The following is a 16035-nucleotide window of genomic DNA, read 5'->3' as shown; positions in this document are numbered from 1 at the left end:
AGCACAGGAAATCATCGCAGCAAAATCCAATGCGTTCAAAAAGAAGAAGAGGTGTGTACATGAGCAAACTGGTACTTTGGGGACATCATGTTGATGATTATCGCGAGATGTTTGATCTAAGTGATGACGATCTGAAATCCAATCTACTCGAATTCGGTTGTGGCCCAAGCGCTTTTAATACAGAGGTTCAGGCTTATACCAGTTCCTGCGTAAGCTGTGATCCCCTGTTTTCTTTGGATCTCGCCACGTTAAAAACCAAAACTTCCCTGGTATTTGAAGATATGATTGCACGTGTTAAACAGGATCACGACAAATACGATTTTGCTGATTATGGCGGTTTGGATGGCCTGGTTGAAAAAAGACGGCAGGGAATGGAGGCCTTTTTTTCAGACTATGAGAAAGGAAAGCATGACAAGCGTTATCAGGGAATTCAACAGATCCATTTGCCTTTTGACAGCTTTCATTTTGATTTGGCCCTGAGTTCCCATTATCTGTTTGCAGGACTGGACAATCAGAGTCTTGATTTTCATATTGAAGTAATTCAGGAGTTGACGCGGGTGGCTAAAGAGCTGAGAGTATTTCCTCTTATTGATCGCTTTGGTACTCCTTCGCCGTTATTAGGCCCGGTGTTGCTAGTTTTACAGCAGAAAAATTATGGTGTTGAATTACGCACAGTCGCCTATCATCTACAGGAGAAGGGTAATGTTATGCTGCGTATTTATGCGCAGGAGTGCGAATTATAGAGTTGACAAAGCCACTGCTGAAGTGGCTCTGGATCTTCTTAATGAGATAATCCATAACTGAGCAGATCACAGTCTCCCGGTATATCAATAATGCAATCTGATAAATTGCCTATCAATTCGTCCTCGAATTCCTGTTCTCTTTCTTCAGGGGTAGGAGGGGTATAAATCAATTCATCCAGATTTGCCTCTTGCAGTAATTGGTCACATAAAGCGATTCCATCCTTACTTGTCAGTCGACATTTTGGATTATATCGGGTCAAGCCATAAATCAGAGTGTCCAGAAGGATTTTAGCCGTTTCTGACAAGTTCATTCGAGCGTACAGATCTTTAAATGTTTCTTCACGATTTCGACGATATAACCGTTTGGCGTCACCACTAATGGAAATGAGATCCAGGAGTGTGTCTCCCCATAACTCGGCGAGACAAAGACCTGCGGAATAATCATCACATTGCGAGGTAATATAACCATGCCTATACACCTCGGGTGCAAGATAAAGAGGGGTTCCTTTATTAGTTTTACAATGCGTCTGAGGATGTTTCAGTTCTTTGGCAAAAGCAAAATCTACCAATGTTGCTTTGCCATTGGGCAGATCCAGTAAAATATTAGCAGGCTTAATATCACGATGTCCGTATTTTTTTTGCTGAACCGTATCAACCTGCATTAGAATTGACTTTGTTGCAAGGATCATCTGGCGCAGGGTGGGATTGATCTCACCGATTTTCATCTTATCAATCACACGAGAGAGCGGAATTCCCTTGGCTTTACTCATTACTAAAAAGGCCCATTGATTGCTGAACAATGGCGGTTTGCATTTTATTGCATCACCCAGACTGGCTCGCTGGGCTTCTTTTGTAATTTTTTTCCGGTCCTCTTCAGTATATCGAAGTGCCTTAATCACGGCTTCCTTGTCATTTTCTCTTTTAATGAATTTGAAATCCAGACGACTTTTCACTTTCCCCTCTGAATTATAAACTTTCGCGAAAGTGCCTGAGCCTATTTGATCAGAGAAAATATCAAGGGTGAACTCACCGGGATATTGTTTGCTGGGTTTAGCGAGAAAGGCTTTTTTAACCAGAACAGGAATAGTGACCTGGTTTTCGCCTTCTGGAAGCAGGTTGCTATACAATGGAACATAGTGGACCCCCTGTCCAAACAACGGGTCGTTTGTAGATGCGAGCAAAATTCTCATAAGAGGCTTGGACAGCTCATTCAAATTATCAGGGTCAATCTCAATCATTAACAACTCCTTTTGTCAATTAACTGATAAACCAGGTAAGGCTGGCATCGTGCTGTGGTTTGACAAGAATCCAATATGTCAAAGGGCTGTACTACACTTGAATATCATAGCAATGATTTTTAAATAACAGCAATGGATGAGCAGTCATGATTTCATGGAAGAGGAAAGAATGATAATCTTGGGAAACTAAAGAAGCATACCAGATTTATAGCCATTAAGTTTTGTCATTCCCGCGAAGGCGTTGTTGCGTAAACAGAACCAGGCATTAACTTGCCGTCTTTGCGAACAAAGTGAAGCAATCCAGATCGAAACTTGAACAAAGTAAGGCGCTGGATTGCTTCGCTAAGCTCGAAAAGACGGTTTTGTGCACCAGTCTTCATTTACGCAATGCCTTCGGGGGATGACAGTTTAATTTAACTCCAAGTAGTTACCCTGATTTTCTGAAAGGAGAGGGAATGTACTCACTGATTCGTCCGTTATTGTTTTCTATGGATGCCGAAAAAGCGCATCACATGACCTTGGCTGTACTTGATTCGCTGCCTGCTTTTTGTTTCAGACAAGCTCCTTCCTTACCGGTTGACGTTTTGGGGATGCGGTTTAATCACCCTGTCGGCTTGGCCGCCGGACTGGATAAAAATGCATCGCATCTTGATGGCTTGGCTAAACTGGGGTTTTCATTTGTCGAAGTAGGGACGGTTACACCGCGTCCACAGGCGGGGATGCCAAAGCCCCGTCTTTTTCGATTGCCCAATGCAGAGGCGCTGATAAACCGCATGGGGTTTAATAATCGTGGAGTCGACGTATTAGTCAATAATATTCAGAAATCCTCTTACAGAGGGATCCTGGGTATCAATATTGGCAAAAATAAAGATACTCCAATGGATAAAGCGGTTAATGATTATCTGTTTTGCCTGAAAAGAATTTACACCTGTGCATCCTATATTACGATTAATATTTCTTCACCCAATACTCCCGATTTACGGCTTTTCCATCAGGAAATGCTGCTGACTCAATTGCTGACGAGTATCGTGGATGAGCAAAAACGATTGGCAGACCAGCATCAACGCTTTGTACCTCTGGTGATCAAACTGTCTCCGGATGAAAGCGACGAAGAGTTAAAGATTGTTGCCAATGTGGCCGCACAATGCGGGATATCCGGAATTATCGCAACAAACACCACCTGTACCCGGGTGGGTGTGGAGAATTTTCCGGAAAGCAAAGAAATGGGGGGGCTTAGCGGAAAACCGTTACAGGATCGCTCAACACAATGCATTCGCGTTCTTAAAGAAGCCATTGGCAACCAGCTGATTATAATTGGTGCTGGAGGCATTCAATCTGTTGATGCTGCTAAGGAAAAGCTTAATGCCGGAGCCTCTCTGTTACAGGTTTATACCGGATTAATTTACAAAGGCCACCAATTGATCTCTCAATTGGTTAAAGGATTAAAAAAAGATCAAGGGTAATAAGACGGCTTTTGAATGCTCTTCTACAGGTAAATTTGGTACTTCGTGCAAATGGCGTTACAATTTGCCCTTGTTTAAAGCTATTCAGTTTTATTTATGACCGAAAAATTCACCACCAGCACCAGTTCTCTTTACCGGCGCCTAATGAGAGACGTTAAACCATTCTGGCTCGTATTATTACTGGGAATTGCCGCCAATATTTTCTATTCGCTGGTTGACGCGGGCCTCACATACATGCTGCGTCCCTTTCTTGACAAAGGATTCATCGATATTGATATGAGCTTTGTTAAGAAAATTCCGCTGATTATTTTAGTCGGTATTACTGTGCGTGGTCTGATGAGTTCTTTGGGCAGTTATTGCATGACCTGGGTAGCGCGCTCGGTAGTAAAAGTTTTACGGCAGAAAGTCTTTTCCCATATATTAAGATTGCCCGCTGATTATTATGATGAAGCTACCTCCGGCCAGCTTTTATCAAAGATATTATATGATGTGGAGCAGGTCGCTCAGGTCAGCGCGGACGCCCTGACTGACTTTGTTCAGAATACCTGTCTTGTTATTGGTTTGCTGGCAGTGATGATGATTATCTGCTGGCAGCTCTCACTGATGTTTTTACTGACGATTCCTTTCGTTGGCATAATTGTTAACTTTACCAATAAGCGGGTTCGCCGAATCAGCCATAAATTACAGAAAACGATGGGCCTGGTTACAGAAATTGCCGCAGAGGCAATTGATGGCTATGGCGTGGTACGCATTTTTGGCGGTGAAGACTATGAAACCAAAAAGTTTAATCGTGCAACCGAGCTCTCACGTCAAAATGATATGAAGGTTGCCGTCACTAAAGCAATCAATGTTTTTGGAGTTCAGTTTGTTATTGCAGTGGGGATTGCATTAATTATTCTGGCTGCCATTCAGCTGACTACCGTAATCACCATTTCTGCCGGGTCATTCCTGGCAATTATTGCGGCCATGCTGCAACTGATAAAACCCATGAAAACCCTGACGACATTGAATGCTACCATTCAGCGGGGCCTCGCGGGTGCTGAAAGTGTGTTTTCCTTGCTGGACAAGCCAATTGAATCGGATAAGGGTAAAACCTTATGCGCAGGAGCTAAGGGAAATATTATTTTTGACAAGGTAAGTTATGCCTATCGTCAGGGTTCTCCTGTATTACATGAAATCAGTTTTACAATCAATGCGGGCGAGACCGTGGCTCTGGTAGGCCATTCGGGTAGCGGCAAATCGACTATTGCCAGTTTGCTGCCGCGTTTTTATGAAGTGAACCAGGGGCGCATTCTGCTGGACGGTGTGCCTTTAAAAGACATAAGCCTCGCCAGTCTCAGAAAACAGATTGCCCTGGTGAGTCAACAGGTTACCTTGTTTAATGACAGCCTTGCCAATAATATAGCTTATGGCTGTTTTGAGGCAACTGAGGCGCAAATTATCGAGGCGGCAAAAAAAGCCTATGCTGATGAATTTATTCGTTTATTGCCTGAAGGTTATAATACTCGGGTCGGTGAAAACGGCATCCTCTTATCGGGCGGGCAACGGCAGCGTCTTGCCATCGCTCGAGCCATTTTGAAAGACGCCCCTGTTCTGATTCTTGACGAGGCGACCTCCGCATTGGATAGTGAATCAGAAAGGGCTATTCAGGCAGCCTTAAATGAGGTGGTGAAGAATAGAACCACATTAATTATTGCCCATCGTTTATCAACCATACAACGAGCGCACAAGATTATTGTGATGCATCAGGGAAGAATAGTAGAGCAGGGCACTCATCAGCAGCTTTTGGCAAAAGAAGGCCACTATGCACAGCTTTACAATGCCCAGGGCCTTGGTGTAAACCATGAAGAGGAAATGCTAGTTTGATACAGTCCTGTTTGGAAAAAATGTGGTATGGTTCAAGGCGGTTCGGCTGGTTAATCTGGCCGCTTTCTCTTTTTTATCAGTTTGCTAGCATGCTGCAGCGATTCTATCTGCGGACATTTAAACAGCAGCATTTTGAAGTGCCTGTGATTGTAGTCGGTAATTTGAGCGTTGGCGGGGTCGGTAAAACGCCTCTGGTAGTAGCGCTGGTCAAGGAATTTCAGAGCAAAGGATTGCGGGTAGGGGTAGTCAGTCGTGGTTATGGCGCATCAATAACTACTTTTCCGCATGAGGTTTTATCAACAGACACTGCCGTTGAGGTCGGTGACGAACCCTTGCTGCTCGCTTGTAAATTATCCTGCCCGGTAGTTATTGCACCAAAACGGGTAGAGGCCATTCGTTATTTACTGGAAAAATTCCAAACGGAAATTATTATCAGTGACGATGGCTTACAGCATTATCGCATGGGAAGGGCAATTGAAATTGTAGTCATTGATGGTTTGAGAGGTCTTGGAAACGGCTTTTGTCTCCCGGCTGGCCCTTTGCGCGAAAGGCCGTCTCGGCTCAAAACTGCTGATTTGGTGGTCGTTAATGGCGGTCAGTGGCAGGAAGCGCATGCGATGAGCATACACCCGGGAGCTATACAGCATCTGGCAAGCGGACATAGCATTAATGCAAAATCTCTGGAAATGCCTGTAGCTGCTGTGGCGGGTATTGGACATCCGGCCCGCTTTTTTACTACTCTTAAAGAAGAGGGAATCATTTGCAGGCAATATCCTTTTCCAGATCACTTCCAGTACAATGCAAGCGATCTTTGTTTTTCGGAAAAAACCGTCATTATGACGGAAAAAGATGCGGTTAAGTGCAAATCGTTTGCTGCGGATAATTGGTATTTTTTACCGGTAGAAGCCAGATTAGCTCCCTCATTCTGGCAGGCTTTGTGGTCGAATCAACATTTGAAAGGTTATCAGAGATGAAGCGAGCTTCTTTATACATCCCGGGATTTTATCTGGCTTTAACCGGTCTTATTTATGCGGATACCCAACCGGCTGAGGTAAAGAGCGGCTCCAATGCGGAATTAATCGCGACTGCTGAAGTGCCGGTCAGCAAACCGGTTCCATCCCTTGATGCTTTACAGGCCAATTGGACTTTTGCCGGAATCGTGGTTAATGAGAATGACGAGCGATATCAATATTATCTGGAAATACAGCGTAACGATAAAGATCTGCATGCTTTTGCAACATTAATTAATGGGACAACCAAGGAAGTAGTACTTTATGAAGAAAGTGATGGTCAGGTCGATGCGGCTGATAAAGCCTCGCTGAAAGCCGGCAGAATCTTTCTCCATTATTATCCCATTAACGACAGCTGGATTTTTGGTGTAAAAAGCAAAGAGAATAAAGGATTTAATTTTAAAGTGGATATGCTGGGTTTAGCCGAGACTTCTTCAGCAAAGCAGCAAAAACTTCAAAGCGGGGTGGAATTGCAAATTAGTCAAACCGGTCATTTGAATGGTCATTTACAAACAGGAAGTGGAAGCAAGGAAGAGTTTGTGACTGCGTCCAAAGCCTGGTTTCGGCAAGTCTGGGCCAATTCTTCAGAGGCGGGCAAACCTTTGTTCATGGGGGTTTTGTGTCAGTTTAACGATGGAAGTGCCTTTTACTCAGTTAACATGAAAGAGCCTGATGCGATGAAAGCGGCTGTGGCTGGCTGGCGAAATGATCAGGGAGAAGCAGTTAATATGGCGCAATCGGTAACCGTTAAAGAGGAAAAGCAAGGCAGCTGGCAAATTCAAATCTCATCTCCAAAAGTGAAGCTCTCTCTGGAAGATATGCTATTCGATAAAACTGTAAATCACCGTATAATCCTTGGCTTAACCAAAGGGATGCGCCCGGGGTTTTGTGCGATTAGTAAAAATGATTTGAGTCAGATCAGTGTCGATAAAACAGTGAGCTGACAGCGATTAGACTATTTCGCTTTTTTCTCCGGCAAAAAATAAACCAGACAGCTCGCAACTAATAAATTCACTGGCAAAACGGCCAGGGCAATCTGATAAGCCTGAAGACTATAGTGATGTTCCGGGCCGCCATACAGGTCAAGAAGAAACCCGGTAACCAGCTGGAAAATCGGAGCAGTGAGCATGGCCAGTGTATTTGTAAATCCTGTGCTGGTGGACAGTGCCCCTTGGGGCGAAATTTCATTGGAGATAGTATAGGAAAGCATATAAGAACCACAACTAATCCCGGTCATAAAAAACAAAACGCTCATCAGCACCGGATCGTTATATGGGAAATAAAGCGTTATATAAAGCAAGATAGCCGTCAGAGTGCAAGAAATAAACATCAGCGGTTTTCTTTGTTTCAAACAGGCGTTCAAATATCCAAAAAGCGGGCAACTGATGGCTGCTCCTAAAAACAGCATGGAATCGATGACGCTGGCTTCTTTCAGACTGCATCCCAGTTTAGCCTGGATAAAAGGAATGGCCCACATTGCGCCAAAAACTGTGATAACTGTAAACCCAAGACCGGCGAAACAGCCGTTAGCCCACTGGGTTTTACAACGAATGATAATGTTCAGTGAATCAGCAATTGAATAATTTCCTGGTTGTACAGAGGTGGTTGCCGGGATAAAAAGCCAGGCGAAAAAGGCGATCAGACAGCCCACCAGGGCAGCTGAATTGATGAATTCACGCCATCCGAAGTAGCTGACTAATATACCCAGCCCAATAATACCGAACATAGTGGAGATAAATCCCAGGGTTTCTGATAAGCCAATTAAAAAGCCAAACTGCCGCAATGAAAAATGCTGGCGCAAGAGATGTGACAATCCCACAAAGGCAAAAGCCGAGCCCATTCCAATAATGATTCGGCCAAAAAATAGCAGATAAATATTCATTGAGTTGGCAAAAATAAAGCAGCCGATGCTGCATATCAAGGCGGTAGTAGTCAGAATGGTTTGCGTATTTCTGCGATCAAACAGCATCCCGGCAGGAATTTGCAGACTGGTGTAAATGTAATAGAAAGCACTGCTTAGCAAGCTTGCGGTAAATGCGGAGATCAGCGTTTCCTGCATGATCGCGCCTATAATGACGCCAGATGACAATTGCAAAAAAAATTGAAACAATACAAAGGAGACTCCTACCAGCCAAATGAGAAAGCGGGGGGAGTGTAGACTAGTTAATGACTTCATTCGTTATTATATTTATTAGGATTTCTGAATTGGTTAGCTCTTATCCATTGGTTTATTTTTGGATAAAAAACGTAAATTTTGACATAGCTTTAAAAAAAAGGCGAGAAAAAGTCGGAATTTTTACGAGTATTTATTAAAGTGTGTCATTCTAATGTGAGGATGTGTATTAAAATCCTTCCTTCAGTGGAGAGGGGTTACACTGCCATTGAATTAAGGAATTATGTCATTCCACGAGGCATTGTTGCCTAAATAAAACCAGGACGGCAAAAGGCTGTCTTTGCGAGCGTCAGCGAAGCAATCCAACTCATAGCCCTGCTCAAGGTTTGGTTTGGATTGCTTCACTTCGTTCGCAAAGACGACGGCTTAGTTACTGTTTCTATTTACGCAACAAGGCCTTCCCGCGAAGGGGGGAATCCATTCCTCAGTTGGTATTCTAGCCAGCCCAGGGATGGACAGTTGAGAATAAAACTGAGCTTGGTTTAATGCAGGCATGAATATTGATTAATTTTGCTGGATGCACATGAATTTACGGGATTTGCACTATTTTATCGTTTTGGCAAAAACACAGCATTTTGGCGAGGCAGCCAGGCTTTGTCATATCAGTCAGCCTACTTTAAGCATGCAGCTTAAAAAACTGGAGGATGAGCTCGGTGTCCTGCTGTTTGAACGGTCTAATAAGCAAGTGATTTTAACGGAGGCCGGTAGAAAAATTCTGGAAAAGGCTCAATCTGTCTTGCATGAGACCCGACAATTAAAGGAGACGGCCCAGTCATTATCCGATCCCTTTTCGGGTGAACTGCGTCTTGGTGTAATTCCTACGCTGGCTCCTTATCTGTTACCTTTGATAATGCCTGAGATTCAAAAACGTTTTCCCAGGCTTCGCGTCTGGTTAATTGAAGAACAAACTCATCGCCTGACATCCAAATTGGCACTGGGTGAGCTTGATGCGGCTATAATGGCAATGCCGGTGGAAGCAGATTTTGAATCGATTACCCTTTTCAAAGAACCTTTTTATTTCGCCTGCTCCAAAGATTACCCGTTTTCTAAAGCCGCGCCTCTCGAGCTGAGTGATTTAACAGAGCAAACAGTACTGCTGCTGGAAGAGGGACATTGCCTCAGAGAGCAGGCGATGGATATCTGTCGAACTGCCAGAGCCAATACAGGTGTGGACTTTACCGCAACCAGTCTTGAAACATTGCGTTTAATGGTGCAATCGGGTTTGGGTGTTACTTTATTGCCTGCTTTAGCCGTCAGAAACAATTCAGAACAGCTTGAAACATTTCCTTTCGCTGAGCCGGCTCCATACCGAACTATTGCGCTGTTTCATCGCTCACAAAGCGTAAAACTTGACTGTTTGAAACAACTTGCCAGCTTGATTGAGGCGATAATTAATCCTTTATTGCGACCTGATTTATGAATCAATTAAATGATGCGGCAGAAGTAAAGAAATTATCTATTTATTTTGAAACGCGAGCCAAAACCACCCGAGCGGTCGAAGAACTCGATTTTTCATTATTGCCCGGAAAGACGCTTGCTTTACTGGGTGAGTCTGGCTGCGGTAAATCAATCACTGCTTTAGGTTTGATGCGTTTACTGCCGGCAACGGCCCGATATGGCATGCAGAGTCAGATTTTAATCGACAATAAAGATATACTTGATTTACCTGAAAAGATAATCCGGGCTTTACGAGGAAAACGTCTGGCGATGATTTTTCAGGAACCGATGACCGCTTTAAATCCGGTGCTTCGTATTGACGCACAGTTAGCTGAAGCCGTTTGCCGTTATCAGAAGCTATCAGGCAGTGCCTTAAAACAACGTTTGATTGATTTGCTGACAGAAGTTGAGATTGCAGATCCAGAACTTCGTTTGCAGCAGTATCCACATCAACTGTCTGGAGGACAAAAGCAGCGTGTTGTTATCGCAATGGCACTGGCGAATCAACCCGACATTCTGATTGCCGATGAGCCGACTACCGCCCTGGATGTGACCATTCAGGCTCAAATCCTTAAGCTATTAAGAAAACTGCAGCAACAGCGGCAGATGAGCATGTTATTAATCACTCATGATTTGGGAGTGGTAAAAGCGGTCGCTGACCGGGTCTGTGTGATGTATGCCGGTCAATTAGTCGAGGCGGCGGAAGTTGAAGAATTCTTCAGTCATTTGAAACATCCCTATTCACAGCAATTAATGGCCTCTTTGCCCAGGTTTGAAAAACGGTTTGGCCGTCTGCAAACTATATCAGGCGCTGTGCCGTCATTGGATAATTTACCGGAAGGTTGCCTGTTCCATCCTCGTTGTGCTTATGCCTTTGAACGTTGCCATAAAGAAACACCGCTGATACAACAGTTGGGAGAGCATCGTATCCGTTGCCATCTTTATCCCGAATTGAAGCAATTGCCTGCGCTGAATGCTTCCCAGACCTTATGGAATATAGAGGAAAAGGAGACGCCAGTCTGTTTATCAGTCAATGATTTAAAAGTCTATTTTCCAGTGGGAGGGGGGCTGTTTAAAAGAAGTCAGTCTCTGATTAATGCAGTGGATGGCTTATCCCTGGATTTGCACAGGGGCAAAACACTGGCATTAGTGGGCGAGTCTGGATGTGGAAAAACAACTGTATGCCGCAGCATTTTAAAACTACAGCCTGTGACTTCCGGCGAAATTCGATTCAAAGAACAAGATATTCAGAGAATTAAAGGCAGGGATCTCAGGGCTTATCGTAAAAAAGTACAAATTGTATTTCAGGATCCTTTTTCTTCGTTAAATCCGCGCTTAACTATTGGCGAAATAATCGCAGAGGGTATGATTGCCCAGCGATTATCCAAATCATTGATCCATCACCGCCAACAGCAATTACTGGAGCAGGTCAATTTGCCACGTAATTGCTTAAACCGTTATCCTCATCAGTTCTCAGGCGGTCAAAGACAGCGGATTTGTATCGCTCGCGCGCTGGCGACTGAACCAGAGATTTTAATATGTGATGAGCCAACCAGTGCGCTGGATGTCTCGGTACAGGCCCAGATTCTGAATCTTCTTAAAGAATTGCAATATGAGCTGGGTGTTTCTTATTTATTTGTCACGCATAATATGTCAGTGGTGTCTTATATTGCTCATGAAGTCCTGGTGATGCGCAATGGCAAAGCGGTGGAAACAGGCAGTGTAGAGCAGATTATGAAGTCGCCCCAGGAAGACTATACAAAAAAACTATTAAATAGCGTCTTGTCCGCCTGACCGTCGGTTCACGGATTGTTATTTGAAGGAAGGTTCACTAGTCGGAACCACCAAAAACAACAAAGTGGTTATAATCCATCTAATTCTAAGTAGGGGTCATTGAGTTGTTAGTTAAATCAAGACTCTCTAGCGTACACTCTATCACTTGGTCTGTTAATTTGTTAGCGTTTGTTGTGAGCGATTGCCTTATCAGCGTATCAAATTCGGTGCCCGCAGTGGTTTCTTTTGGTGAAAAGAAGGAAGCCCTGGCTTTATCGAATTTTTCATAGCGCCGAAAGTTTGAGGCACTATGAACTTTTTCGACACAAGAATAGAACTTATGCATAGAATGTATATCTTCCAGTTTAAATGCCTTAAACTCTGCTTGAAGTGCCTTAAATTGTTCGAGTTTACTTATAGTCTGGCTATTTTTAAAAAAAGCACCTTCCAGGCGTTTAATCTGATTAGTGATAAAGTTATTTATCTCTGGTATAAGGTTGCTATTGATAAAAGCTATATCCGTTGTCTCATTTACCAGTTTTATTTCAGCCTTCGTCAAATAGGGATTGCTGTCGTTACAGGCAGCCTGAATGACCTTTAATTTTTCTGGGTCGACACAGGAAGTTTTATAAAGGGAATATTCATGAAGGTATTGGGCTACGGCTTTCCTGTATGCCACACCATCGCTCCCTAGTTGAGTGGACTCTCTTAAATTCTCGATAATTTGATCAGGAGCGGGAATTCCTTGTTTAAAATCTTCGAATATATCCTTATAACTCAATTTAGGAAAAAATTCTGGATCTAATATTTTTTCAATAGTTTCAATAGAATAGCTGTTAACAGGAGATCCCCAATTGATTTCAATGTATTCCACATCTTCCAATTGATCTCTGAAATCTCCAAAAAGTTTGTTAAGTAACTGTTCACGTTCAAGATCAGAAGTATGCTCATAAAGTTCAAAAAATATTCTTCTGGGCTCGATCACTAATTGGTGTAATTGAAATGTAATGTGATATTGTCTGTTCTTTTCTTTTTCTTCTTCTGTCAGACTGTTGGAACTCCGCTGGGGAGGATTTTTTGCCCATGTACTAGCCAGGGAAAATAAAAACTTACTGGTATCAGGATAATCTGTTAAATCTTGGTTCTGAATAGCGTCTACTGCTTCCTGTGATAAATCAGAGACAGCTGCTCCTAAATTGCCAGGACCTGCCATTGCTTTTGTCCATTCGAACTTGAACTGCTGGGCACTGAAAGCTCGCATAGGGGTGTGTTGATAGTCACGATAATCGTATAGGCTACGGTCAGTTGTAATGTCTACATACTTACCTGTTAATAGTTCAGTTAATGGTTTTGTATAATTTTCCTGAAATCTAGCAATGGCATTTTGAATGAATGGACTATTTGGTACTGCTGCTATCCAGTCATTGTTAAAAACAGTCCTTACGCGTGGCTCCGGCCATCCATACGCATTATATTTTCTCAAGCTTTCTAAAGGGTCTTCTTCAAAAAAGGTACGACCGTAGGTACTGAGGTTAACCCCATGCGAAAGTGCAACATTATCGGATAACTTTCCTGTACAAACAATATCGGTCGTATCACTATAAATACCGCCAAAATGACTAAGAATTTTTAACCGTAACATATCAGTGGCACTTCCAGGCCATTTTTTTTTCATTTCCATTTGATATAAAAGGCCTGCATCCCCTAAACAATTTCCGACACTGCTGTTAACGTCTACTAAATGGATAGAGTTGTCTTTTGCCCATTGCTTTAGTTTTTCAAACTCCTCTTTTTCATAAACGTGCTTATCCACCCACAAAGTAAAGCGATAGTGAGGATTTTGTTTTTTACCTTCTGCAATCATGTCTTTATAAGTATCCGGAATCGGATTAAGTACGAACAGATAATGGAGGAAATTAGGTAGAATGGTTTCATCGGTTGCGCTTTTATTTTGAGGCTCAATATTCACGTTTGCTAAGTCATGAGTCTTTAAAAGCTCCTCGAAGCTCCGATAAGGCCACTCCTCGCTTTTGTATTCAAATAAATGGTATGGATCAGGTAGGGGCATTGACTCTCTCCTATTATCTGCCATTCGAGTTTTCATAATTTACGAACAATGATTCTCCGGTTCTTACAATTATACTATATAGACCCATTATTGCTCATGCTGAGCAAATAAAATCAGTTAATACGAAAGCTGGATAAGATTGCCAGTGTTAAACTTGTTCCTATTAGTGGCAATTTAATCCGAATTCATTTCTTTATTTTTTGACAGACACTTTCGCGCCTCAAATCATAAGGAAAGAGGTTGTGGCATTGCTTAATGATGTTTTGCAGGCAATGTATTGAAATTTAATCGGAAATATGAATTGAATAAATTTAAGTAAAGATAAATTATTTTTAGCCATCTAAAGCTATCAAAAAAACTCAACTTAGCTATTTAAGCTGCCCGGTTGCATGGCAACCGGGCCACTCACTTATTTAGCAGTTAATATACGTTTCACAAAGTCACTTACCTCAGCCAGCGGAATCATACTAAGCTCTTCTTTATTCCGTGCCTTATATTCTACAGACTGCTGTTCTAAATGACGTTCGCTGATGACCAGACGGTGAGGAATACCTACCAAATCAGAGTCTGCAAATAATACGCCTGGTCTTTCATTGCGGTCATCCAGCAATACTTCAACACCGAGCTCAGTGAGTTGCCTGTATAGTGTTTCGGCTGCATCTCTCACAGTTTCAGAGCGTTGAGCATTAATCGGGATAATCACCAACTGGAAGGGGGCGATTGCCATGGGCCATAATATTCCTCGCTCATCGTGATGCTGCTCGATAGCCGCAGCGACTACGCGTGAGATACCCAAGCCGTAACAACCCATTTGCATGACCTGTAATTGACCGTCTTCATTGATGACCGAAGCATTCATTGCGGCTGCGTATTTATCACCTAGCTGGAACACATGGCCGACTTCAATTCCGCGGCAGGAAGATAATCTGCCTTTGCCATCCGGGCTCAAATCGCCTTCTTTAACGCTGCGTAAATCATAGGCATCCTGGTATTGAGCATCTCTTCCCCAGCAAGCATGAGTATAGTGTTTATGCTCGATGTTCGCGCCACAGACAAAATGAGCCAAGGCCAGTGCATGATGATCCGCAATGACAGGAATGGATAAGCCCACAGGACCCAGAGAGCCGACAGGCGCTCCCAGTGAGGATTTTATCATTGTATCGTCAGCCAGACGCAGCGGGGATTTCACCAGTGGATGTTTGGCAGCTTTGACTTCGTTCAACTCGTCATCACCGCGTAAAACCAGTGCAACCAATGGATGCTCTTGTCCTTCTACAATCAGGGTTTTAACCATCTCAGCCGCTTGAATCTTTAAATGGCTGGCGACTTCGTCAATTGAGCGCATATTCAAGGTATCAACCAGTTGAATATCATGACTCAAATCAGGACTTGCTTTTGCAGGAATCACTGAGCTAGCCTGTTCGACATTGGCGGCATAGTCACTCTCATTACTGTAAAAGATAATATCTTCACCTGAATCAGCCAGGACCTGAAACTCATGCGAAGCGGAGCCGCCAATTGCTCCTGTGTCTGCTTCAACTGCGCGATAACGCAGGCCTAAGCGATCAAAAATTCTGCAGTAAGTTTGATACATTGTATTGTAGGTCTTTTGAAGACTTTCCTGGCTTAGATGGAAAGAATAGGCATCTTTCATTATGAACTCACGGGCACGCATTACTCCAAAACGCGGTCTTATTTCGTCACGGAACTTCGTTTGAATCTGGTAAAAATTCACGGGCAATTGCTTATAGGATTGCAACTCATTACGCATAATGTCGGTAATGACTTCCTCATGAGTGGGGCCGAAGCAGTAGTGACGCTCGTTGCTGTCAGTCATTGTTAATAACTGGCCGCCAAAAGTATCCCAGCGTCCTGTTTCCTGCCAGAGTTCGGCTGGTTGAACAGCGGGCATAAGAACTTCCATGGCCTGTGAGCGATTCATTTCTTCTCTGACTATTTGTTCGACTTTTTGTAACACTTTAAGACCCATAGGCAGCCAGGTGTAAAGTCCTGAACCCAGTTTTCTAATCATACCTGCACGAAGCATCAGCTGGTGTGACACAATTTCTGCATCATTTGGTGTTTCGCGAAGAGTCGGTAAAAACCATTGTGAAGCCCGCATTGTTGTTCCTGTTTATTTTACGAATAAAGCTATTATAAGGAGCAGCAGGGAAAGTGCAATCGGTTTTGGGTAATAGAACAGCGGGGAAGCAGTTAGTCAATGTATTAATGCTCTCATTTCGGTAAGGCGTTGTTACTAACTT

General features: G+C 43.2%; 11 protein-coding genes. 7 read left to right on the top strand and 4 right to left on the bottom strand.

Annotated features, from left to right (window positions below):
- Window positions 1-59 precede the first annotated feature (59 nt).
- Window positions 60-743 carry a hypothetical protein gene (locus DYH61_RS10770; protein ID WP_058507533.1) on the top strand — a complete coding sequence of 228 codons (684 nt, stop codon included), beginning with the start codon at window positions 60-62 and terminating at the stop codon, window positions 741-743.
- 38 nt (window positions 744-781) lie between these two features.
- On the opposite strand, the gene DYH61_RS10765 is transcribed toward DYH61_RS10770, so the two are convergent.
- Window positions 782-1981, bottom strand: coding sequence for a protein kinase domain-containing protein (locus DYH61_RS10765; RefSeq protein ID WP_058507532.1), 1200 nt, complete (start codon window positions 1979-1981; stop codon window positions 782-784).
- A gap of 455 nt (window positions 1982-2436) precedes the next feature.
- Here DYH61_RS10765 and DYH61_RS10760 point away from each other — a divergent pair, with 455 nt between their 5' ends.
- From DYH61_RS10760 to DYH61_RS10745, 4 genes are all read left to right on the top strand, one after another.
- Entirely contained in the window at window positions 2437-3444 is a 1008-nt protein-coding gene (locus tag DYH61_RS10760; RefSeq protein WP_058507531.1) for a quinone-dependent dihydroorotate dehydrogenase, read from the top strand.
- A gap of 96 nt (window positions 3445-3540) precedes the next feature.
- Window positions 3541-5310: a lipid A export permease/ATP-binding protein MsbA gene (msbA, locus tag DYH61_RS10755; RefSeq protein ID WP_058507530.1), complete on the top strand. Its 1770-nt coding sequence runs from the start codon at window positions 3541-3543 to the stop codon at window positions 5308-5310.
- Window positions 5311-5330: 20 nt separating this feature from the next.
- Window positions 5331-6284 carry a tetraacyldisaccharide 4'-kinase gene (gene lpxK / locus DYH61_RS10750; protein ID WP_058507901.1) on the top strand — a complete coding sequence of 318 codons (954 nt, stop codon included), beginning with the start codon at window positions 5331-5333 and terminating at the stop codon, window positions 6282-6284.
- Window positions 6281-7264 (top strand): hypothetical protein, encoded by a 984-nt coding sequence (locus tag DYH61_RS10745; RefSeq protein ID WP_058507529.1) that lies wholly within the window; start codon window positions 6281-6283, stop codon window positions 7262-7264. The genes lpxK and DYH61_RS10745 overlap by 4 nt, the downstream gene beginning before the upstream one ends.
- 11 nt (window positions 7265-7275) lie before the next feature.
- Here DYH61_RS10745 and DYH61_RS10740 read toward each other — a convergent pair whose 3' ends face one another.
- Window positions 7276-8430, bottom strand: coding sequence for an MFS transporter (locus DYH61_RS10740; RefSeq protein WP_256595712.1), 1155 nt, complete (start codon window positions 8428-8430; stop codon window positions 7276-7278).
- A 586-nt stretch (window positions 8431-9016) separates the two neighbouring features.
- Here DYH61_RS10740 and DYH61_RS10735 point away from each other — a divergent pair.
- Both DYH61_RS10735 and DYH61_RS10730 read left to right on the top strand, forming a co-directional pair.
- On the top strand, window positions 9017-9913 hold the full coding sequence (locus DYH61_RS10735; protein WP_058507527.1) for a LysR substrate-binding domain-containing protein: 897 nt from the start codon (window positions 9017-9019) through the stop codon (window positions 9911-9913).
- A complete protein-coding gene (locus DYH61_RS10730) occupies window positions 9910-11724 on the top strand; it encodes an ABC transporter ATP-binding protein (RefSeq protein ID WP_058507526.1) in 1815 nt (604 codons plus the stop codon). The genes DYH61_RS10735 and DYH61_RS10730 overlap by 4 nt, the downstream gene beginning before the upstream one ends.
- A gap of 85 nt (window positions 11725-11809) precedes the next feature.
- Here DYH61_RS10730 and DYH61_RS10725 read toward each other — a convergent pair whose 3' ends face one another.
- Both DYH61_RS10725 and DYH61_RS10720 read right to left on the bottom strand, forming a co-directional pair.
- Window positions 11810-13771 carry a glycosyltransferase gene (locus DYH61_RS10725; protein WP_058507525.1) on the bottom strand — a complete coding sequence of 654 codons (1962 nt, stop codon included), beginning with the start codon at window positions 13769-13771 and terminating at the stop codon, window positions 11810-11812.
- A gap of 409 nt (window positions 13772-14180) precedes the next feature.
- Complete coding sequence (locus DYH61_RS10720; protein ID WP_058507524.1) at window positions 14181-15893, bottom strand: proline--tRNA ligase; 1713 nt, start codon at window positions 15891-15893, stop codon at window positions 14181-14183.
- Between the last annotated feature and the right edge of the window lie 142 nt (window positions 15894-16035).

The sequence above is a fragment of the Legionella quinlivanii genome (assembly GCF_900461555.1).
GTDB lineage: Bacteria > Pseudomonadota > Gammaproteobacteria > Legionellales > Legionellaceae > Legionella_C > Legionella_C quinlivanii.
Note: the sequence above shows the minus strand (reverse complement) of the source record. Positions and strands in the feature narration are given on the sequence as shown.